Below are 20,440 nucleotides of genomic sequence, written 5' to 3' on the forward strand. Positions count from 1 at the left end.
AGGGCAAGTTTGGAGGTTAGGTCTATGGTGATCGAGGCCGACGAGGCGCTGCTGCTCGACCTGCTGAACACGACCCCGGTCCTCGACGGGGTCCCGAGCGACGACCTCGCCGACGCCGCGGCGGGTCGGCGGTGGCTCGCCGACCACGGCCAACCGTCCTCGGAGGACGAGTGGCGCGCCGTGCTCGACGCGCGCTCGACCCTCCAGGACGTCGTCCGCGGCGACGCGCTCCCGGTGGCGCTCACCCCGTTCGTCGACGGCGTGGGTTACCGGGCCGCACTGGCGGGCGAGGGTGTCGAGTGGACCCTCGACCTGCCGGCGGGACGGACCGCGGCGGCACGGGCGGTGCTCGCCTGGGACGCGCTGCGGGTGTCCGATCCGGGTCGGCTGCGACCGTGCGCGAACCCCGACTGCCGGCTGTTCCTGGTCGACCACAGCAAACCGAACAGCGCCCGCTGGTGCTCGATGGCGGTGTGCGGCAACCGGATGAAGGCCCGCAGGCACTACCAGCGCAGCCGCCGGGGAACCGTGGACTGACGTTTGCCCGACGCGCGCGGGGGAATCCCCGTGCACCGGGCAATCGGGCCCGGTCAGGCACGAGGAGCGGACGTGGTCGAAGAGACTCGGGACGTCGACACGGCGGGGATGGACGAGCGTCTCGCCCAGTCCCAGCACCTGATCGACGAGGCGAAGGAAACGGCCGCGGAACTGGCCGAGACCAACCCCGACCCCTACGAGACCGACCGCGAGGACGACCCGCCCTCGGGGTTCGAGTCCGATGTGGACGATCAGGGCAATGAGCCGCCCGGCGCCGTGCGGGCACCTCGCCAGAGCTGATCCGCTCCCGATGGCTCCCGCCGCGGTGGGAGCCATCGGCCGCTCACCTGCCCAGGTCCGCGACGAGGTCCTCGGGCCGCGCCACCGTGACGGTCAGTCCGGGGTGGCGGATCAGTCCCCACGGGTCGATGCCGCGCACGGGTTCGCGGAACGTCAGGCACACACCGGACCGCGTGGACGACCCGAAGGTCAGTCCCCTGTCGCTCACCGACATCCGCACGCCCACGGCCGTCCACCACCGGTACGGGCCGCCGACCGAGGCGCTGACGACGTTGGTGAGCGGCGTGCGCACCGTCCACGGCCCGAAACGGGCGGTGAACCACTGCTCGTCCACCACGACGGCGGAATTGCGCCGGGTGATCCCCGCGAGGCGCAACCCCACCTCGGGGTTCCGGTCGAACGCGAACTCGAACCTCATCCGGGCGCACCTCTCGTTCCACCGGGCGACGTCCGGTGGGTTACCGCCCGACGGGGTGGCGCAAACGCCGGTCACCCGAGTGCCGGATCACGTGCTCAGCTCGCCGGGTACTGGTCCGCCTTCAGCAGTCGGGCCAGGTGGGCGGCGTTGGCGGCCAGGGTCTTCGTGGTGCCCGCGGTCGCCTTCGGCGTCTCGTCGAGATCCTTGTAGTCCTTGCCCTGCATCGCCTCACCGTTCCAGTACGTCACGCCGCCCGCCGGGATCGTGAACCCGACGTCGTTGAGGCACTGGTACAGGTCCGCGCTGATCTTGTGCGCGCCGTCCTCGTTGCCGACGACGGCCACGACGCCGACCTTGCCGTAGGTCAGCAGTCGACCCTCGTCGTCCTCTTCGGACAGTTCGCCGTCCAGGCGCTCCATCGCCCGCTGCGCCACGCTGCTGTGCTGGCCCATCCAGGTCGGGGTGGAGACGAGCAGGATGTCGGCGGCGAGCATCTTCTCCCTGATGGACGGCCACTCGTCGCCGGTGCCCATGTCCGTGAGCACACCCGGCTTCACGTCGTGGTCGACCAGCCGGACGGTCTCCCCGGTCACGCCGTGCTCGGAGAGCGCGTCCAGCACCTGGTCGGCGATCAACTGGCTGCTGGACTCGGCCGGTGAGGGTGACAGGGTGCAGACGAGCGCGAGGGCGCGCAGCGGAGGGGTTGAGGTTGTCATGCCGACGAGTTACCCCTGTTCGGCGGACCCCACACGGCCCGATCGGGGGTATCGGTCCTGGAAGAAGTCGGCGAGCGCGGTCGCGAGGTCGTCGGGGGCCTCCTCGGCGACGTGGTGCCCGGAGTCGATCCCGTGGCCGCGCACGTCGGGCGCCCAGAGCCGCCAGATCTCCAGCGGGTCGCCGTAGAGGTCCTCGAGGTCGTCCCGGAGGGACCACAGCGCCAGCGCCGGGCACCGGATCCCGTTCCCGGCGGCCCGGTCCGCCTCCTCGTGGCGCCGGTCGACGGTCAGCCCGGCCCGGTAGTCCTCCAGCATGGCCCGCACGACGTCGGGGTTCCTCACGGCTTCGCGCCACTCGTCGTGGTTCTCCTGCCCCATGACCTGGGGATCGCCGCGGTACCAGCGGTCGGGGTCGGCGTTGATGACCCGCTCGGGGATGTCCGGCTGGGCGAAGAAGAACCAGTGCCACCACGCGGTGGCGAACTTCGCGGTGATGCGCGACAGGTGCTCGCTGATGGGCAGGCAGTCGATCAGCGCGATCCGGGACACCGCGTCGGGGTGGTCGAGGACGAGGCGCAGCGCCACCGCCCCGCCCCGGTCGTGCCCGGCCAGCAGGAACCGGTCGTGGCCGAGCGAGCGCATCACGGCGACCAGGTCACCGGCGACCGCGCGCTTGGAGTGGGCCTCGTGGTCCGGGGTGGGCGCCGGTCCGCGAGATCGGCCGTACCCGCGCAGGTCGGGGCACACGACGGTGAAGCCCCGGCCGACGAGCAGCGGGGCGACGCGGTGCCACGTGGCCGAGGTCCTGGGGTGGCCGTGCAGCAGCAGGACCGGCGGCCCCGCTCCCCCGAACCGGGTGAAGATCGACGCCCCGTCCACCCGGATCCGCTTCGCCTCGAAGTCCTCGAACACCGCCCCAGCATCTCCCGTGGGGAACGGGCCCGCGAATCAGGTGGAATCGGCCGTCTGCGCTTCCGACGCGACCACCCAGGTGGGAAGACCGGTTCGCGGTTCCCGCTGCTCCGTTCGGGGTACTCGGCCGCTATGACCGCGAAGCCTCCGGACCCCGACCCGCAGCGCACCCCCGGCCTCGAACGGGGTGGTGGCGTCAGTCCCGGCGACACTCCCCCCGGCTCGGCCCAGACACCGGCGGGACCGAAGGATCCCCCCATCCCGTCGCGGGCGATCGGACCGGTCGTCCTGGTCGTCATCTCCGTCATGACCCTGATGGTGGTGATTTTCGTGGTCGCCGAGGTCATGAATTGGTCGACGTTGTTCTGATCAGGCGGAGCGAAGCGGGATTGACCCACTCGACCGAATCACCAGAGGGCCATCCGGGTCAATTCCGTCATCCTCCCACCAACTAGCGAAAAACTTTGAAAGTTCTTCATCACCGCAGGTAGCAGGCTTGCAGCAGACCATTCCCGGCGACTTGTACCCACCTTCCACGGTGCACAAACCCGTAACGTGGGCCCGCGTTCATTCCGATACTCCGGTCGTGATGAACAACGTCCGAGAAAATGCCGCGACCACCTTCCCGACCATCGCCGCCGCCCATTCCGCCGTGCAGGACCGCGCGACCGGGCGCGGTTCCCGTCAGAGGTGACGAAAGGATCGACCCCGCGGAACGACCCGGAGGAGGACCGCCGTGATGGCGCAATCGGAGGATGGCTTCTTCGTGGAAGTGGTTCGCCTGCCCGAAGCCCTGCTCGTCACCGCGTCCGGTGAACTGGACGCGGACACCGCACCCGAGTTGACCAGGGTCCTGGACGGCGTGGACGCCGGTGTCGTGGTGCTCGACCTGCGGGCCGTGCCGTTCTGCGACTCGGTGGGCCTCGCCTCCATCGTGACCCTGGTGGGGCGGGGCGCGGACGTCCGCGTGATCGGCTCGCGCCAGGTGGTCCGGCTGATGGCGCTGACCGGGATGGAGCACCACGTGGTGTTCGCCGCGTCGGTGGCCGAAGCCGTGTCCCCGCACGTCCACGAGGGCTGACCACGCTCAGGCGGGCACCAGCACACCTTCCTTGAGCAGCCTGCGCGCCAGCACGCGCTGGTCCTCGGCAGGCAGGCCCGGCAGGTCGCCGATCCGCACGACGCCGCCCTCCGCCAGCAGGTCGAGGGCGGCGGCGGTGCGGGCGGGCAGGGTCATCCGGTCGTGCGGCAGGTCGAGCACCACCCGGTCGCCCTCGGTGCTCAGCCGGAACCGCAGACCCGGCCGCCACCGCACCGCGTCCTCCTCGGCGGCCTCGCGCGCCGCCGTGGCCTGCGCGAGCGGCGCCAGCGGTCGCGGCAGGTTGCCGGACCACACGCGGCGGCGCACCCGGTCGGCCACGTCGCTCGGGTCGGCGTCGGCCAGCGCGCTCCCCAGCAGCTTCACGACGTCGGCGACGTGCGGGGCCAGGCGCTCCGGGTCGGCGACGTCGAGGCCGAGCGGCAGCGACGCACGCAGGTCGACGTCCCGCCCCACCAGGGCGAGCAGCGCCTCCACGAGGGCGTACCGCGTCACGACGTGCACGCCGACTGTCAGGTGCGCGCTGATCCCGCCTTCGGCGACCGCCGAGTGCAGGTACCCGCGCGGCAGGTAGAGGGCGTCACCCGGCGCGAGCACCTCGTCGATCAGGGGCGCCTGGTTCGCGCGCTCGGCGACGGCGTCCGCGTGGTCCGCCCACGGCTGGTCGCGCAGCGGGTCCTGGTGGACCGGCTCGTGCACGCGCCACCGCTTGCGCCCGGCAACCTGGAGCACGAACACGTCGTGCACGTCGTAGTGCGCCGAGAACCCCTGGGACTGCGGCGGCGTGAGGTAGGCGTTCACCTGCACGGGGTGGCCGAGGTCCGCGCCGAGGTCGGTGGCGAAGTCGATCAGCGGCGGCCACAGCCGGTGCAGCCCCTGGAGCACGAGCGTGCTGCCCTCGGCGAACAGCGCGGCCACGCGGTCGTCCGCGACCTGGTCGGAGATCTCCGCGCCCACCCCGCCACCACGGGTGAACTGCGACGACCCGAGCACGGACCCGTCGCGGGCCACCCGCAGGAACGGGGTGCGCAGCCCGCGCCGGGACAGCAGTTCATCGGCCTGGGCGAGGTCGAACAGGTCCCCGAACGGCCCCGGCAGGTCCGCGGCGGCCGTGAGCAGCGGCCGTCGGCCCCAGTGCTCGGCGGCGAACAGGTCGGGGTCGACGCCCACGCACCGGCGCAGCGCCCCCCGGTCCGAAGACCGGGAGGCGCCGCGCTCGGATGGATCGGCGGTCATCAGACCCGACCGCTGCCGGCACCGCCGTCTGCGCCGCCGTCGTGCTCGTTCGGCACGGCGTCGGCGCCACCGTCGGCAGGCCCCTCCGGACCCGCACCGCCGTCGGCCCCGCCGTCCTGCTCGTCGGGCACCGCGCCCGCGCCGCCATCAGCCGGACCCTCCGGACCCGCACCGCCGTCCGCGCCGCCGTCGTGCTCGTTCGGCACGGCGCCCGCGCCGCCGTCGGCGGGCCCCTCGGGACCGCCCGTGCCGCTGGTGATGTCGTCGTCGAGGCCCATGACTGTCTCCTGTGGATAGAAGGTGACCCCGGATGCCCGTTCTCACCGGAGCCAAACCGCACACCGTCCACGACTTCCGGCGGCACGACCGACCGTCCACTCCGGACGGGTGATCCTCCGGGCCCGCGCGCCGGACGTGCGAACGGCGCGGCTCACCTCCACGCCCGCCGGTTCCGGCTGATCGCGGCGGGATGGGTCGATACCCTGGGCCTGTGGCCCTCGATCTCCTCCTGCTGGCACGGGTGTCCTTCCGCGGCCGGGAGATCGCCGGGCCGCGGTTGCGGGGGCTCGTCGCGCTGCTCGCGGGCGACCTGCGCGCGGGCTGCGGCACCGGGCGGCTGGTCGACGGCCTGTGGCCGGACGAGCGGCCGGAGAACCCCGCCAAGGCCCTCCAGATCCTCGTGTCGCGGGCCCGGTCGCTGCTCGGCGCCGACGTCGTCGTGCGGACGCCGACCGGGTACCGGCTGGCGCTCACCGACGACCAGGTCGACAGCTCCGCGGTGCTGGTCGCGGCCGAGCTGAGCGCCCGGTGCTCGCGGGCGGGCGACCACACCGCCGCGCTCGCGCACGCCGAGTCCGCACTGGCGCTGTGGAACGGTGCCGGGCCCGACGACGCCGACGACCCGCTCACCGCGCTGCGGTCCGAGCGGCGCGGCACCCACCGAGCGCTCGTGCGGGCCCGAGCGCTCGCACTCGCCCGGCTCGACCGGCGGGCCGAGGCCGTCGAAGGACTGGCCGACCTGGCCACGGCGCTGCCGCGCGACGAGGAGGTGCTGGTCGAACTGCTGCGGTGCGAGGCGGCGACGGTCGGCCCGGCCACGGCGCTGGCCCGCTTCGACGAGTACCGGCGGGCGCTGCGCGACGATCTGGGCGCCGATCCCGGTCCGGAGCTGCGGGCTGAGCACGAGCGGCTGCTCCGCGGCGCCGTGCCCGTGGTCCGGCACGGGGTGGTGCACGACCCCAACCCGCTGCTCGGCCGGGACGCCGACGTCGTCGCCGTGGAGGCGTTGCTGCGCACCTCACGGGTGACGTCGATCGTCGGGCCGGGCGGTCTGGGCAAGACCCGGCTCGCCAACGTCGTCGCCCGCCGCGCCGGGGCGCCGGTGGTCATCGTCGTGCCGCTCGCGGGCATCGTCGCGAACGACGACGTGGCCCGCGAGGTGGCGGGGGTCCTCGGCGTGGGCGAGCACCGGCCGCCCGGCGCGGCCGGTCCCGTCACGGGCACCGGGGCCGCCGCCGTCGCGGCCGAACTCGCCGCCGGCCCGGCCCTGCTGGTGCTGGACAACTGCGAGCACGTGGTGGACGGCGTGGCCGACCTGGTCCGCGCGCTGGTGTCGCTGACCGCCGAGCTGAGGGTCCTGACCACCGGCCGGACGCCGCTGGGGCTGTCGTCGGAGTCGGTCCACCACCTGCCCGAGCTGAGCCTGCCGACGAGCGTCGAGCTGTTCGGGCAGCGGGCACGGGCGGCGCGGCCGGACGTCGACCTGCCCGCAGCGGCCGTGGAGGAGGTGTGCCGCCACCTCGACGGGCTGCCGCTCGCGGTGGAGCTGGCCGCCGCGCGGGTGCGGACGATGTCCGTGCCGGAGCTGGCCCGGCGGCTCGACGACCGGTTCGGCCTGCTGCGCGGCGGCGCCAGGGACGCGCCGACGCGCCACCACGCGCTGCACGCGGTCGTCGACTGGAGCTGGAACCTCCTGGAGCCCGCCGGGCGGGCGGCGATGCGCGCGCTGTCGGTGTTCACCGACGGCTTCACCGCCGACGCCGCCCGCGTGCTGCTCGCCGCGCCGCCCCCGGCGGACGTGCTCGCGGTACTGGAGCACCTGGTCGACCACTCGCTGCTCAAGGTGTCCGACACCCCGTCCGGGACCCGGTTGCGGATGCTCGAGACCGTCCGGGAGTTCAGCGCCGAGCGCCTGGCGGCGGCGGGCGGGGTCGACGACGTGACGACCGCGTTCCTGGGGTGGGCGCGGGCGTTCGGCACGACCCACCACGCGCCCCTGCTCGGGTCCGACCCTTACACCGCGGTCACCGCGGTCCAGGCGGAGCAGGAGAACCTGCTGCAAGCGCTCCGGGCGGCCCTCGACCGCGACGACCGCCCGACCGTCGCGGCGGTGGTCGCCGTCCTCGGCGGCCTGTGGACACTGCGGTCCGACCACGCCCGGCTCACGACGCTGTTCCGACGGACGGTGTCGGCGCTGTCCCGCTTCCGCCCCGCGCCCGCTCACGTCGAGGTGACCAGGGCGGCGCTGACCACAGCCGTGGCGTACGCGTTCGGCTCCGACGGCCCGCGGCCCGTCCGGGCGCTCGTGGCGCTGCGGAGGCTCGGCCCGGCCCGCCCGGACACGGTGGTGCGGGCGTTCGCGCTGGTGTTCGGCGCACTGGGTGATCCTGTTGAGCTGCAACGGTTGTGCGCGAGCGTCGAACCGCTGACGGCGGGCGCCGCGAACGCGGTCGCGAGCTACCGCCACGAGATCGCGGGCGACGTCGACGCGGCGCTGACGGCGGCCGAGCGGGCGCTCGCCGTGTTCACCGACCTGGACCTGCCGTGGCCGCGGTCGGTCGCCCACGGCCGGATCGCCGAACTGCACCTGCGGCTGGGACGGGGTGCGGAGGCCCGCGAGCACCTCCTCGCGGCGCTGCCGGTGCTCCAGCGGCTCGGGTCCACCACCGACGCGGTCGGCGTCCGGTCGTGGCTCGTGCTGGCGGCCCTGCACACCGGGGACACCGACGAGGCCGAGCGGTGGCTGGAAGGGCTCACCCGGATCGCGCTCGACGGCGACCTCGACCAGGACGACACCCGGACGGTCGGCTACGACCTCGGCATCCGGGGCGAGGTGCTGTTCGCCCGCGGTGAGGTCGAGGCGGGGCTGCGGTCGTGGCACCGCGTCGTCGACCTGCTCCGCGACGCCGAGGGCCCGGACCCGTGGGTGGTGGAGGCGCGGTCGGTGGCCGTCGTCGCGCACGCCAGGCACGACCGGGTCGACCTCGTCCCCGACGCCGTCGACGTGCTGCGCGAGAACCTGGCGCTCCTGGTCGCGCACCCGCCGCCGCACGGGGCCGGGCAGGCGCTGTGCGGCACCGCGCTGCTCGCCGTGGCCGAGGCGGACCTGGCGACGGGCGACCCGGCCCTCCGCCGGTCGGCGGCCCGGATGATCGCGCTGGCCGAGCGGTTCCGGTTCCTGCGCGGCTTCCAGCCGACGATGTCGGCCGAGTCGGCCCGCGCGGACGCCGTGCGGGCCGACCGGACGGCGTACGACGAGGCCGTGTCGTCCTACGCCGGTCTGGACGGGGCCGGGCTCCGCGCGGCGGCACTGGAGCTGCTGCGCGGAGCCCGACCATCCACTGAGGACTGATCAGCGGGTGCGATCCCTGTTGTAGAGCCACTTCGCCCACCCGTACCCGACGAGCGCGATCACCACGCACCAGCCGACCGCGACCACGGCGGTCGCGGTGCCGACCGGCGTGCCGAGCAGCAGTCCGCGCAGCGCCTCCATGATCGGGGTGAACGGCTGGTGCTCGGCGAACCACCGCAGCCCGGCGGGCATCGAGTCGGCGGGCACGAACCCGCTGCCGAAGAGCGGGAGCAGCGTCAGCGGTGTGGCCAGGTTGCTGGCCCCCGCGACGGTCCTCGCCGCCAGGCCCATCCCGACGGCCAGCCACACGAGCGCGACCGTCGTGGCGGTGAGCAGCCCGACGGCCGCCAGCCACCCCACCGCCGTCGCGCCGGGCCGGAAGCCGATGAGCACGGCCACGCCCAGCACGACGGCGAGGCTGGCCAGGACGTGCAGCAGGCTGCCCAGCACGTGCCCGGTCAGGACGGACACCCGTGCGATGGCCATGGTCCGGAACCGCGCGATGATGCCCTCGGTCATGTCCAGCGCCACCGCGATGGCGGTGCCCTGGACGGCTCCCGCGATGGTGATCAGCAGGATGCCGGGCGTGACGTAGGCGACGTAGGCGGCGCGTCCGCCGGTCCCTCCCCCGAGGCCGTCGCCGAGCGTGCCGCCGAGCACGAAGACGAACAGCAGCAGGAAGACGATCGGCACGGCGAGCAGCATCAGCAGCATGGACAGCGAGCGCGACATGTGCCGGAGTTGGCGGCGCAGCATGGTGGCCGAGTCGCGGACGGCGAGGATCACCGGGAGGTCACCTCCTCGGCAGCGGTCACGGCGAAGAACACGTCGTCGAGGTCGGGGGTGTGGACCGCCAGCCCGTCCACCTCGATCGCAGCGGCGTCGAGGCGGTCGAGGAGTGCCTTGAGCGCGCGGACACCGCCGTCGCCGGGCACCCGCAGGACCAGCGACTCGTCGGCCGGATCGGGCGAGACGCCCAGGAGCACGGCCGCCTCGGTCAGCGCGGGCACGTCGGCGAACCGCAGCTCGACGTGCCCGCCCGGCACCAGCCGCTTCAGCTCGGCCGGGGTCCCCTCGGCCACGATCCCGCCGCGGTCGAGCAGGGCGATCCGGTCGGAGAGCTGGTCGGCCTCCTCCAGGTACTGCGTGGTGAGGAAGACCGTCACGCCGTCCGCGACCAGGTCCCGGACGATCTGCCACATGTCCCGCCTGCTGCGCGGGTCCAGCCCCGTGGTCGGCTCGTCGAGGAAGACCACCCGCGGGTCCCCCATGAGCCCCATGGCGAGGTCGAGCCGTCGCCGCATGCCGCCGGAGTAGACCGCCCCGGCCTTGCGCGCCGCCTCCCCGAGCCCGAACCGCTCCAGCAGCACCGCGGCCCGCCGCCGCCCCTCGGCCCGGCAGAGGTGGTTCAGGTCTCCCATGAGCAGCAGGTTCTCCTCACCGGTGAGGAAGTCGTCGACCGCCGAGAACTGCCCGGTGACGCCGATCGCCGCCCGCACGCGGTCGGGGTCGCGCAGCACGTCGTGACCGCCGACGCGGGCCTCGCCCGAGTCGGCGCGGATGAGCGTCGACAGGATCTGCACGACGGTCGTCTTGCCCGCCCCGTTGGGGCCCAGCAAGGAGAAGACGGTGCCCTCGGGCACGTGGAGGTCGATGCCGTCCAGCACCACTTGGGCGCCGTACGACCTGCGGAGACCGGTCACCGCGATGGCGGGCCCGGTCGAGGTGTTCGTCATGCCCCGAACGAAACCGCGGGCACGGATCACGGCGGTTTCACCGCGGTTTCAGCTCGCGCGGGCCTTGAGCGCGGCGTCCAGGCGCGGGAAGACGCGGCGGGCGTTGTGCTCGTAGACCTTCGCCCGGTCGGCCGGGGTGAGGGGCAGCGCGTCGACGTAGCGGCGGGTGTCGTCGAAGTGGTGGCCGGTGCGCGGGTCGAGACCGCGGACCGCGCCGAGCACCTCCGAGCCGAACAGGATGCCGTCCACGTCGACCACGTCGAATAGCAGGTCGACCCCCGGCTGGTGGTAGACGCAGGTGTCAAAGAAGACGTTGCCCGCCAACGCTTCCAGCGGTGGCCGGCCGAGCATGTCGGCCAGTCCCCGGAACCGGCCCCAGTGGTAGGGGACCGCGCCGCCGCCGTGCGGGATGATCAGCCGCAGGCCGGGGAACGCGCCGAACAGGTCGGCCTGGAGCAACTGCATGAACGCGGTGGTGTCGGCGTTGAGGTAGTGCGAGCCGGTGGCGTGGAAGTTGGGGTTGGTCACGGCGGACACGTGCACCATCGCGGGCACGTCCAGCTCGGTCATGGCCTCGTAGAGGGGGAACCAGCTCGGGTCGGTCAGCGGCGCCGACGTCCAGTGCCCGCCGCTCGGGTCGGGGTTGAGGTTGCAGCCGACGAACCCGAGTTCCTCCACGCAGCGCCGCAGCTCGCCGACGGCGCGGGAGGGTGGGACGCCTGGGGACTGCGGGAGCTGGCAGACGCCGGCGAACCTGTCCGGGTAGAGCCCCACCACGCGGGCGACGAGGTCGTTGCACGCCCGCGTCCAGGCGGCGCTGACCTCCCCGTCGCCGAAGTGGTGGCCCATCGCGGACGCCCGCGGCGAGAAGACCGTGAGGTCGACGCCGCGCTCGTCCATCAGGCGCACCTGGTTGTCCTCCACCGATTCGCGGATCTCGTCGTCGGACATGCGCGGGTAGGCGGGAGGACGCCGCCCCGAGCTGAACGCGTCCTGCTGGGCCTCGCGCCACGCCGTGTGCGCGGCGGGCGCGGTCGTGTAGTGGCCGTGGCAGTCGATGATCACGACGGGGTCTCCCGGTCTCGCAGTTCGACGAGCAGGTCGCGGGCCGCGGCGGCGACGAGCGGTCGCACGCCCAGCTCGGAGAGCTGTTCGCTCGCCGCGGCCATCTCGTCCGCGCGGCGCCGCGCGTGCCGGTGGGTTCCGCTGACCAGCCTGGTGATCGTGTGCTCGTCGAAGCCCACCAGCTCGGCGCTGATGTCGCCGTGCAGCCACGACGCGCACCCGGCCGCCTCGGCGCCCGCCAGCGCCTCCAGCACGGCGGCGGCCAGTCCCTTGTAGAACACGCTGCGCAGCAGCTTGCGGGAGATCGCCTCCCCGACCGGGCCGGGCAGCACGGTCACGTCCGCGCCGAAGCCGGTCATGATCTCGGCGTAGCGGACCGCGCCCCCGCCGGAGACGAGCATGGGGGTGCGCACCCCCTTGCCGGGCACCGGGGCCATGAGCGCGACGTCGACGACCGGCACGTCCCGGCCCGCGAGCCGCTCCACCAGGCCAAGCTTCACCCGCGGTGACGCGGTGTTGAGGTCGGCCCAGATCGTCCCCGGAGCCAGCGCGGGCAGGGAACCGTCCACAGCGGACAGCGCGTCGTGCGCGCTGTTGACGCTCAGCACCAGGTCCGCGTCGCGGACGGCGTCGGCGTCGTCCGACCTCGGGTCGACGCCGTCCGGCGGGACGACCAGCGGATCGTGGCCGCGGACGTCCGCGCCCGCGGCGACCAGGTCGCGGGCGATCTCGCCGCCCGCCTCCCCCAGCCCCAGCACCGCGATCCTCGTCATGAGCCGGGCGGCGGGACGACGGGGGTGCCGTGGGTGTGGAAGGTGTCGATGGTCTTCAACCCCCACGCCTGCCCCTTCGCCCGCTCCTCGCGGTTCCAACTGATCGTCTTCCAGTCGGGGGCCAGCACGAGGCGCGCGCCCGCGTTGCAGATCTCGATCCGGTTGCCGCCGGGCTCCCACACGTAGAGGAAGAACGTCTGCTGGATGGCGTGCTTGTGCGGGCCGGTCTCGATGTGCACGCCCGCGTCGAGGCAGACGTCCGCGGCCCGGAGGATCTCCTCGCGGGTGTCGGTGGCGAACGCGACGTGGTGCAGTCGGCCGGAGGACCCGGTCCAGTCCTCGGTGTACACGAGGTCGTAGGTCTTGTTCCCCACCGAGTACCAGACGGCCTGCGGGCTCCCGTCGTCCTTCACGATCTGCTCGGTGCACCGCGCGCCCAGCACGTCCCGCAGGAACGCCGAGGTCGCGGGCACGTCCGCGGCCAGGTGGTTGACGTGGTCGAGGCGCCGGAGGTTCGCGCCCCGGCCGGGGTACGCCGCCGCCTGGTTCTTCAGCGCGGGCCGGTCGGTGTCGTCGGCCTGGTACCAGTCGACGTCCCAGTACAGCCCCATCTCGTGGCCGTCGGGGTCGCGGAACAGGTACACCTCCCCCAGGCCGTGGACGTCGGTGGTGACGCCGAGGCCGAGGCCCGCCGCGTCGATCGACGCGCGGAGCCGGTCCAGTGCCTGCGGGCTCGCGGCCCGGAGGTACGTGCGGCCGACGCCCGCCGCGTCCCGCCGCACCAGGCGGACGGTCCACGACTGGTAGTCGTCCCACGTGTGCAGGTGGACGGAGGTGTCGTCGCGGTGCACCTCGCGCAGCCCGAGCACGTTCACGAAGCAGTCGCGGGACTCCTCCAGCACGGGGGTGAAGAGTTCGACCGGCCCGACGTGGGCGATGTCCCGCCTGCGGTCCGGGTCGTGCGCGAGGCTCATCCGCTCGCCTTCCCACTTCGCGGCCACACGAGGCCGTCGGACAACTTGCGGGCGGTGCGGACGACGGCGCCGCGGCGGAGCCGGGTGCCCGTGCCGTCGCCGTCGAGTTCCACGGACACGTCGAAGAACCCCGTCGGGTGCTCGACGCGCACCGGGTCGCCGACGGTCGTGGTGGAGGCGACGGTGCCCGGCGCGAGCACGCCCGCCGCCACCGACACGGCGCCGAGCACGCCGATCGCGGTGTGCACCCGGTGCGGGATGAAGGTCCTGGTCGTCACGGCGCCGTCGTGCCGGGGCGGCGACACGATGGTGACCTTGGGGACGGTGGTGTCGCGGACGTCGCCCAACCCCATGGCGGGCCCGGCTTCCAGCCGAACGGCCTCCACCTTCGCGCGGAGCCCGGCATCGGCCTCCAGCGCCTCCGGCGGCTCGTCGCCCCCGACGCCGAGGTCGGCGGCGCGGACCAGCACCACGGGCATCCCCGCGTCCACGCAGGTGACCTCGACGCCCGCGAACCGGTCGACGAGCCTGCCGGTCGGGAAGACGGGACCGTCGCCCGCGGGGAACTCCAGGTGGATCGGCGCGGCCGGGAACGGCGTGCCCGCCATGGCGGTGTCGCCGTCGTAGCGCACGCGGCCACCCGGTGTCCGCACCGTCGCCTCGACGAAGCTCACCGCGGGGTTCACGACGCGGATGCGGACGGCGGTGGTCTCGCCGGAGACCGGCACCAGGCCACGCTCGATGGCGAACGGTCCGACGCCCGCGAGCAGGTTGCCGCACGTCTGGGCGTCGGTGACGACCGCCCGGCCGGGCACCACCTGGAGGAACAGGTAGTCGACGTCCGCGCCGCCGTCGGGGGACGGTCCGACCAGCGCCACCTTGCTGGTGAGCGGGTGCCCGCCGCCGATCCCGTCGACCTGCCGCTCGTCCGGCGAGCCCAGGACGCGCAGCAGGAGGTCGTCCCGCTCGTGCGGGTCGGCGGGCAGGTCCGCGGTCAGGAAGTACGCGCCCTTCGAGCTGCCGCCGCGCATCTGCATGCACCGGACCCCGTCGCCGCTCACCCGACACCGTCCGGCAGGCGGTCCACGTGCACGACGCCGAGGTCGGCCAGCAGCGGCCGGAGGTCGTACAGGTCGAGCCCGAGCGTCCCGGCCGCCAGCGCGGCGCGCTTGCCCTCCTCGACGGCCAGGCGCTTCGCCGCGGCGGCGGCCACGTCGGACGCCATCGCCACGGGCAGGGCCAAGACCCCGTCGTCGTCGGCGACGACGACGTCCCCCGGCCGCACCACCTGGCCGTCGACGACGACCGGGACGTTCACCGAGCCGGGGACGGCCTTGGCCGTGCCCTGCGCGTGCACCGCCCGCGACCAGACCGGGAAACCCAGCTCCCGCAACGAGGCGAGGTCGCGGACACCGGCGTCGATCACCAGCCCGACCACCCCGCGGGCCATCAGCGAGGTCGCCAGCAGGTCGCCGACCATCCCGTCGGTCGACCGCGAGGTCGTCCCCACGACCAGCACGTCGCCGGGACGGCACACCTCGACGGCGGCGTGGACCATCAGGTTGTCGCCGGGGTGGCAGGACACCGTGATCGCCGACCCGGCCACCACCGCGCCCGTCTGGCGCGCCCGGACCGCGGGGCCGAGCAGACCGGTCCGGCCCGCGGCCTCGTGGACGGTGGCGACGCCCGCCGCCCGGAGCGCGGCGACCGTTTCCGGGTCGGCGCGGTCGACGTGCCGCACGACGTAGTGGGGTGTCACGCGCGCCTCAGCTCGACGGTGAGGGGTGCGGGGTGGCCGTGGTCATCGGGTTTCCTCCCTCGGGGCGGGCGCACGCGCCGTGCCGTCACTGTCTACGCCCGACCCGCGATTGCCGTCAAGATTGTCCGCAGGATTGTTGACAATCAGTCGGACCCGGAGTTGATTACCATTGCCCGGTACCGCCGACACCGACGAGGAGCACCGACCGAATGTGGCCCGCCCGCGATGAGTGACGTGCTGGCCGACCTCCGGGCGGCCATCCTCCGCGGGGAGTACGCCCCCCGCCAGCGCCTCGTCGAGAGCGACCTGGTCGAGCAGTACGACACCAGCCGGTTCGTCCTGCGCACCGCCCTCACCCGGCTGGCCGACGAGGGGCTCGTGGAGCTGCGGCCCAACCGAGGCGCCCGCGTCCGCGAGGTCTCCGTGCAGGAGGCCGTCGAGATCACCGAGATCCGGTGCGCCGTCGAGGGGTTCGTCGCGGCGCGGGCGGCGGAGCGGATCACCGACGCCGAGGTCGTCGAGGTCCGGGCTCTCGGCGCGGAGATGGCCGCGGCGGTGGAGCGCGCGGACATGGTGCTCTACTCCGAGCTCAACGCCCGGCTGCACGGCAAGGTGCGGTCCGTCGCGGGGCACTCCTCCGCGACGCGGATCCTCGAACAGCTCAACGGGCAGATGGTCCGCCACCAGTTCCGGCTCTCCCTGGTGCCCGGCAGGCCGTCGGTCTCGCTGCCGGAACACCTGGCGATCGTCGACGCGATCTGCGCGCGCGACCCAGAGGAGGCCGAGCGGGCCATGCGGGTCCACCTCACGAGCGTGCTGCGGGCGCTCGAGGACTTCGCGGAGAAGGCCGCGGCTCCCCCGCTGTAGCGCTTGTCCCCCGTGCGAGCTACCCACGACTGTCCACCGCGAGGTGACGATTCCCGCCGGGCGGATCCCTAGCGTTCTCCCCAGCCGCGGTGCTCCCGCCGCGGACCTCGGGAACGGAGTCGTCATGCGTTTGGTGAAACAACTCTTGGCCGTCGCGGCGGTCGCCTTCGTCGGCGGTCAGGCCGTCGCCGCGGTGCGGGGGAACGCGTGGCTCACCCTGCTCCTCGGCGTCGCCACCGCCGTCGCCGCGATCTTCGTCTACACGTGGGTGGTGCGGCGCACCGAACACCGCGCCCCCGCGGAGGTGGACCGGGCCGAAGCCGTCGCCCGGACCGGTCGCGGCGTGCTGATCGGGTTCGCGATGTGCGCGCTCGTCGTCGTCAACATCGCCTTCCTGGGCGGTTACCACGTCGACGGGTTCGGGTCGGTGACCGGTGCGCTGGGGCTGTTCGGGTTGATGACCGCCGCCGCCGTGACGGAGGAGCTGCTCTTCCGCGGCGTCCTGTTCCGCCTCATCGAGGAACGGCTGGGGACCTGGATCTCCTTGCTGCTGACCGGTGTGGCGTTCGGCCTGCTGCACCTGTTCAACCCCGACGCCAGCCTCTGGGGCGCCATCTCCATCGCCGTCGCGGCCGGGTTCATGCTCGCCGCCTGCTACGCCGCCACCCGCACCCTGTGGGTCCCCATCGGCCTGCACTTCGGCTGGAACTTCGCCCTGGGCGGCGTGTTCGGCGTCGCGGTGTCCGGCAACGGCGAGTCCGACGGCCTGCTCGACGCCACGACGTCCGGCCCGGACCTGATCACCGGCGGCGCTTTCGGGCCGGAGGGCAGCGTCTACACGGTGCTGGCGGGCGTGGTGCTGACGCTGGTGTTCCTGCGGATGGCCCACCGCCGCGGCCACATCGTCCCCCGCCGCCGCCGCGCGAACGGCGACCAGGCGACCGCTAAGGTCTCCCCGTGATCGACCTCCGGAGGCTCCCCGCCCCGTGGCGTCGGTGGGACGTCGTGGTCCGGGACCTCCCGCTCGGACTGGTGCTCGTCCTCGCCGCGCTGATCCCCGCCCTGCACAACCACGGCACCCAGATCGGCGAGCTGCCCGGCCGCCCCTTCGACGCGCTGACCGTCGTGGCGATCGTGCTCCAGGGCCTCCCGCTCGCGATCCGCCGCCGCCTGCCCGGCCTCTGCCTCGCACTGGTGTCGCTGGGTTTCGTGCTCGACCAGCTCCGCGGCTACCACACGGTCGCGGGCACCGCGGTGCCGCTCGCGCTGCTGAGCGCGGCGGCCTACCTGGAGCACCACCGGCGCGCCGCGGTGCTGCTGACCACCGCCACCTACGCGGCCATGGCCGTCACCATGACCCAGCTCGGGGCGACCGAGAGCGTCATCGGCTACGTGACGTTCTACGCGGCGCTGGCCGCCTCGTGGGGCGTCGGGGCCTGGCTGCGGCAGACCAGGGCCGTCGAGGCGGATCACCGCCGCATCGTCGCCGAGACCACCCGAACCGCCGAGCGCGCAAGGATCGCGGGCGAACTTCACGACGTCGTGACGCACCACGTGACGGCGATGGTGGTGCAGGCCGAGGCGGCGCGCTACCTGACCGCCGCGCCCGACCGGCTGGACCAGACCCTGACCGCCATCACCGACAGCGGGCGGCGGGCGATCAAGGACCTGCGGCACCTGCTCGACCTGCTCAACCCCGAGCACGGCGCCGAGCCGCGGCTGCCGTCGGTCGGCGAGCTGTCCGCGCTGGTGGAGCAAACCCGGCAGGCCGGGCAGCCGGTGGAGTTCACCCAGGACGGCACCCCGGCGGAAACGACCGGTGGGGCCGAGATCGCGGCCTACCGGGTCGTGCAGGAGGCGCTGACCAACGCCCTCAAGCACGCCCACGGCAGCCGGATCACCGTCCACGTGCGACACGGCGAGCGGGAGACCACCGTGGAGGTCGCGAACGACGGCTCCGGGTCGCGCTCGGCGACTCCCGGCGGGAGCGGCCGGGGCCTCGCGGGGCTCCGCGAGCGGGTCGACGTGCTCGGCGGCGAGTTCAGCGCGGAGCCGCGGACGGGCGGCGGTTTCGTCGTGCGGGCCAGCATCCCCACGGGGAGCGCGTCGTGACCGCGCCGGTCCGCGTGCTGGTCTGCGACGACCAGCCGCTGATCCGCACCGGCTTCACGACGATCATCGACTCCCAGCCGGACCTCGACGTGGTGGCCGAGTGCGGGGACGGGCGCACGGCGGTCGTCCTCGCGGCCAAGCTGCGCCCGGACGTGGTCGTGATGGACGTGCGGATGCCGGTGCTCGACGGCATCGGGGCGACCAGGCTGCTGGCGGGCGCGGGCGTGGCCGACCCGGTGAAGGTGCTCGTGGTGACGACGTTCAACCTGGACGAGTACGTGTACGAGGCGCTGCGCGCGGGAGCGAGCGGGTTCCTGCTCAAGGACGCCCCGCCGGCGCGGTTGCTGCACGGCATCCGCACCGTCGCCACCGGCGCCGCGCTGCTGGCGCCCGAGGTCACCCGTCAGCTCGTGGGCCGGTACGCGACGCGGATCCGCCCCGGCGACGGCACGACCGGCGGCGGCTCGCTGACCCCGCGCGAGCTGGAGGTGTTGCGGCTCATCGCCGGTGGCCTGTCCAACGGCGAGATCGCCGCGACGCTGGTGATCAGCCAGGAGACCGTCAAGACGTACGTGTCGCGCATCCTCACCAAGCTCGACCTGCGCGACCGCGTGCAGGCGGTGGTCTACGCCTACCGCAACGGCCTGGTGGCGTGACGACTCCGGGTGGTGCCGGACACCGCGGTCCGACACCACCCGAGCGCCGGTCGGTCACCGCCTCCGACCGGCCGCCAACCGCACCGACACGGCACCGAAGGACGAGCGGCCCGTGTGCGTCGAGCACTGGAGGCCGACGTAGCTGGTCTGCGGGATCAGGGTCGGGTCCACTGTGGACAGGACGAGGCGGTCGCCGTCGTGCAGCGTGAGGGTGGAACCGGTCAGCGTGAAGCGGAGCCGGTGGGTGGTGCCGGGGGTGATGGCGGTGGCGCTGCCGACCCCGGCGATCCTGGTGTTCACGCCGTCGGCGACGACGCCGATGGCGTACTCGTTGCCCCACGAGGCGATGCCCGCGTAGTAGTAGCTGTCGCGACCCGTGCAGCGGGCCATCAGGACGGTGTCGCGGTCGGCGACGTCGGTGCTGTGCGGGGTGACGTCGGCGGTCAGCTCGTAGTCCAGCGCCGGGATGGGCACGTTGCCCTGCAACGTCTGCGGTGAGCCCGCGACGCCGTTGCCCAGGGTCGTGGCGCGGTTGCCGCCCACGGTGAACGACGCGCCGCTGGGGATCGCCCAGCCCTGCGTCATGGTCCACTTCGCCGGGTCGACGATCTGCTGGGCCTCGCGCCAGATCGCCAGCTCGACCGTCTCGTTCCAGCCGGGGCGGTTGTTCTTCACGTTGTAGTACACGTGGTCCGCGCCCGCGTGCCGGACCACGAACTGCCGGTACACCATGGAGTCCTCCGGCCCGCCCGCGACGCCGAGGTCCAGTTCGTGGGCGGACCGCGTCAGCTCCCACTTCACGCCGTCGCGCGACAGCAGCTTCCCGCCCCGCGACGGGTAGTCGGCCTGCCAGCCCACGACGCGCATCTCGTACCCGCCGTCGTCGGTGCGCCGCACGTTCGGGCCGCCGATGCCCAGTGACGCCCAGCCGCCGTCGCGCATCGGCCGCACGACGGGGTTGGCCGGGTGCTTCACCCACGGCCCGGCGGGGTTCTTCGCGGTGGCGTAGCAGATGTACTCGGGTTCACCGCCCGCCGACGCGATCTTGCCCGCCGTGTACCAGATCTTCCACGTCCGCTCGCCCCGGTCGTACATCAGCGCCGAGTTGTAGACGTAGTCGTCCTCCCACGGCATGGTCGATTCGAGCACCACGCCGCGCTTGGTCCACGGTCCTCCCGGCGCGGACGCCGTCGCGTAGTGGACGCGGCCCTTGCCCTGGCCGTCGACGCCGAAGTACGTCATGTGCCAGGTGCCGTCGAGGTGCACGACGCTGGGCTGGTTCAGGTTGTTGCGGTCGCTGTCCAGCGACCGCACCAGCACCGGTTCCGCGGCCTTGGTCCAGTTCCGGCCGTCCTCGCTGGTGGCGTAGCCGACGTAGTACAGCGAGCCGTACCACATCTTGAACCTCGGACCGCCGCCCTCGTTGTAGACCAGGCAGGGGTCCTGGAGCAGGGAGGTCTCCCAGGGCAGCGACTGCCGGAGCACCACGCCCTGCCTCTGCCAGCCCGCGACCGGGCCGAAGGTGTCGCGCAGGACTTCTCGTCCGGGAGCGGCGGACGCGGTGGCCGTCGGCAGGCCGAGGCGCACGCCCGCCACGGCGGCGGCGCCCGCGCCGAGGAAGGTTCGGCGAGAGGGGTGGGACATCGTCG

Annotated in this window: 22 protein-coding genes; 9 read left to right on the top strand and 13 right to left on the bottom strand. The window is 73.6% G+C overall.

Annotated features, from left to right (window positions below):
- The first annotated feature begins 24 nt into the window (after positions 1-24).
- Together NZH93_RS01975 and NZH93_RS01980 are read left to right on the top strand one after the other, a co-directional pair.
- A complete protein-coding gene (locus NZH93_RS01975) occupies positions 25-537 on the top strand; it encodes a CGNR zinc finger domain-containing protein (RefSeq protein ID WP_259621117.1) in 513 nt (170 codons plus the stop codon).
- A gap of 72 nt (positions 538-609) precedes the next feature.
- Entirely contained in the window at positions 610-837 is a 228-nt protein-coding gene (locus NZH93_RS01980; RefSeq protein ID WP_259621118.1) for a hypothetical protein, read from the top strand.
- A 43-nt stretch (positions 838-880) separates the two neighbouring features.
- On the opposite strand, the gene NZH93_RS01985 is transcribed toward NZH93_RS01980, so the two are convergent.
- The 3 genes from NZH93_RS01985 to NZH93_RS01995 form a co-directional block, all read right to left on the bottom strand.
- Positions 881-1,255, bottom strand: coding sequence for a hypothetical protein (locus NZH93_RS01985; RefSeq protein WP_259621119.1), 375 nt, complete (start codon positions 1,253-1,255; stop codon positions 881-883).
- A 95-nt stretch (positions 1,256-1,350) separates the two neighbouring features.
- Entirely contained in the window at positions 1,351-1,971 is a 621-nt protein-coding gene (locus tag NZH93_RS01990) for a flavodoxin family protein (protein WP_259621120.1), read from the bottom strand.
- 9 nt (positions 1,972-1,980) lie between these two features.
- Positions 1,981-2,883 (bottom strand): alpha/beta fold hydrolase, encoded by a 903-nt coding sequence (locus NZH93_RS01995; protein ID WP_259621121.1) that lies wholly within the window; start codon positions 2,881-2,883, stop codon positions 1,981-1,983.
- Positions 2,884-3,015: 132 nt separating this feature from the next.
- Here NZH93_RS01995 and NZH93_RS02000 point away from each other — a divergent pair, with 132 nt between their 5' ends.
- A complete protein-coding gene (locus NZH93_RS02000) occupies positions 3,016-3,252 on the top strand; it encodes a DUF6480 family protein (RefSeq protein ID WP_259621122.1) in 237 nt (78 codons plus the stop codon).
- 397 nt (positions 3,253-3,649) lie between these two features.
- Positions 3,650-3,964 (top strand): STAS domain-containing protein, encoded by a 315-nt coding sequence (locus NZH93_RS02005; protein ID WP_259621123.1) that lies wholly within the window; start codon positions 3,650-3,652, stop codon positions 3,962-3,964.
- A 6-nt stretch (positions 3,965-3,970) separates the two neighbouring features.
- Here NZH93_RS02005 and NZH93_RS02010 read toward each other — a convergent pair whose 3' ends face one another.
- Entirely contained in the window at positions 3,971-5,218 is a 1,248-nt protein-coding gene (locus NZH93_RS02010; protein ID WP_259621124.1) for a cupin domain-containing protein, read from the bottom strand.
- Positions 5,218-5,496, bottom strand: coding sequence for a hypothetical protein (locus NZH93_RS02015; protein WP_259621125.1), 279 nt, complete (start codon positions 5,494-5,496; stop codon positions 5,218-5,220). The genes NZH93_RS02010 and NZH93_RS02015 overlap by 1 nt, the downstream gene beginning before the upstream one ends.
- A 212-nt stretch (positions 5,497-5,708) precedes the next feature.
- Here NZH93_RS02015 and NZH93_RS02020 point away from each other — a divergent pair, with 212 nt between their 5' ends.
- Complete coding sequence (locus tag NZH93_RS02020; protein WP_259621126.1) at positions 5,709-8,849, top strand: ATP-binding protein; 3,141 nt, start codon at positions 5,709-5,711, stop codon at positions 8,847-8,849.
- Here NZH93_RS02020 and NZH93_RS02025 read toward each other — a convergent pair whose 3' ends face one another.
- Genes NZH93_RS02025 through NZH93_RS02055 form a run of 7 tightly spaced genes read right to left on the bottom strand, consistent with a single transcriptional unit; the run spans position 8,850 to position 15,156 of the window.
- Entirely contained in the window at positions 8,850-9,605 is a 756-nt protein-coding gene (locus NZH93_RS02025) for an ABC transporter permease (protein WP_259621434.1), read from the bottom strand. It abuts the gene before it with no gap.
- A 26-nt stretch (positions 9,606-9,631) separates the two neighbouring features.
- Positions 9,632-10,585: an ATP-binding cassette domain-containing protein gene (locus tag NZH93_RS02030; RefSeq protein ID WP_259621127.1), complete on the bottom strand. Its 954-nt coding sequence runs from the start codon at positions 10,583-10,585 to the stop codon at positions 9,632-9,634.
- Between the two features lie 48 nt (positions 10,586-10,633).
- A complete protein-coding gene (locus tag NZH93_RS02035; RefSeq protein WP_259621128.1) occupies positions 10,634-11,650 on the bottom strand; it encodes an amidohydrolase family protein in 1,017 nt (338 codons plus the stop codon).
- A complete protein-coding gene (locus NZH93_RS02040; RefSeq protein ID WP_259621129.1) occupies positions 11,647-12,423 on the bottom strand; it encodes an NAD(P)-dependent oxidoreductase in 777 nt (258 codons plus the stop codon). The genes NZH93_RS02035 and NZH93_RS02040 overlap by 4 nt, the downstream gene beginning before the upstream one ends.
- Positions 12,420-13,397, bottom strand: coding sequence for a VOC family protein (locus NZH93_RS02045; RefSeq protein WP_259621130.1), 978 nt, complete (start codon positions 13,395-13,397; stop codon positions 12,420-12,422). The genes NZH93_RS02040 and NZH93_RS02045 overlap by 4 nt, the downstream gene beginning before the upstream one ends.
- Entirely contained in the window at positions 13,394-14,458 is a 1,065-nt protein-coding gene (locus tag NZH93_RS02050) for a 4-oxalomesaconate tautomerase (protein ID WP_259621131.1), read from the bottom strand. Before NZH93_RS02050 ends, NZH93_RS02045 begins: the two co-directional genes overlap by 4 nt.
- Positions 14,455-15,156 (bottom strand): 4-carboxy-4-hydroxy-2-oxoadipate aldolase/oxaloacetate decarboxylase, encoded by a 702-nt coding sequence (locus NZH93_RS02055; RefSeq protein WP_259621132.1) that lies wholly within the window; start codon positions 15,154-15,156, stop codon positions 14,455-14,457. Before NZH93_RS02055 ends, NZH93_RS02050 begins: the two co-directional genes overlap by 4 nt.
- A gap of 225 nt (positions 15,157-15,381) precedes the next feature.
- Here NZH93_RS02055 and NZH93_RS02060 point away from each other — a divergent pair, with 225 nt between their 5' ends.
- The 4 genes from NZH93_RS02060 to NZH93_RS02075 all read left to right on the top strand — a co-directional run bounded on the left by NZH93_RS02060 (position 15,382) and on the right by NZH93_RS02075 (position 18,791).
- Positions 15,382-16,023, top strand: a complete 642-nt coding sequence (locus NZH93_RS02060; RefSeq protein ID WP_259621133.1) for a GntR family transcriptional regulator — start codon at positions 15,382-15,384, stop codon at positions 16,021-16,023.
- Positions 16,024-16,147: 124 nt separating this feature from the next.
- Positions 16,148-16,984 (top strand): CPBP family intramembrane glutamic endopeptidase, encoded by an 837-nt coding sequence (locus tag NZH93_RS02065; RefSeq protein WP_259621134.1) that lies wholly within the window; start codon positions 16,148-16,150, stop codon positions 16,982-16,984.
- Positions 16,981-18,135, top strand: coding sequence for a sensor histidine kinase (locus NZH93_RS02070; protein ID WP_259621135.1), 1,155 nt, complete (start codon positions 16,981-16,983; stop codon positions 18,133-18,135). The genes NZH93_RS02065 and NZH93_RS02070 overlap by 4 nt, the downstream gene beginning before the upstream one ends.
- A complete protein-coding gene (locus NZH93_RS02075; RefSeq protein ID WP_259621136.1) occupies positions 18,132-18,791 on the top strand; it encodes a response regulator in 660 nt (219 codons plus the stop codon). Before NZH93_RS02070 ends, NZH93_RS02075 begins: the two co-directional genes overlap by 4 nt.
- A 54-nt stretch (positions 18,792-18,845) precedes the next feature.
- On the opposite strand, the gene NZH93_RS02080 is transcribed toward NZH93_RS02075, so the two are convergent.
- Complete coding sequence (locus NZH93_RS02080) at positions 18,846-20,435, bottom strand: glycoside hydrolase family protein (protein WP_259621137.1); 1,590 nt, start codon at positions 20,433-20,435, stop codon at positions 18,846-18,848.
- Positions 20,436-20,440: the final 5 nt, after the last annotated feature.

It is taken from the genome of Umezawaea endophytica, from assembly GCF_025061645.1.
Lineage (GTDB): Bacteria > Actinomycetota > Actinomycetes > Mycobacteriales > Pseudonocardiaceae > Umezawaea > Umezawaea endophytica.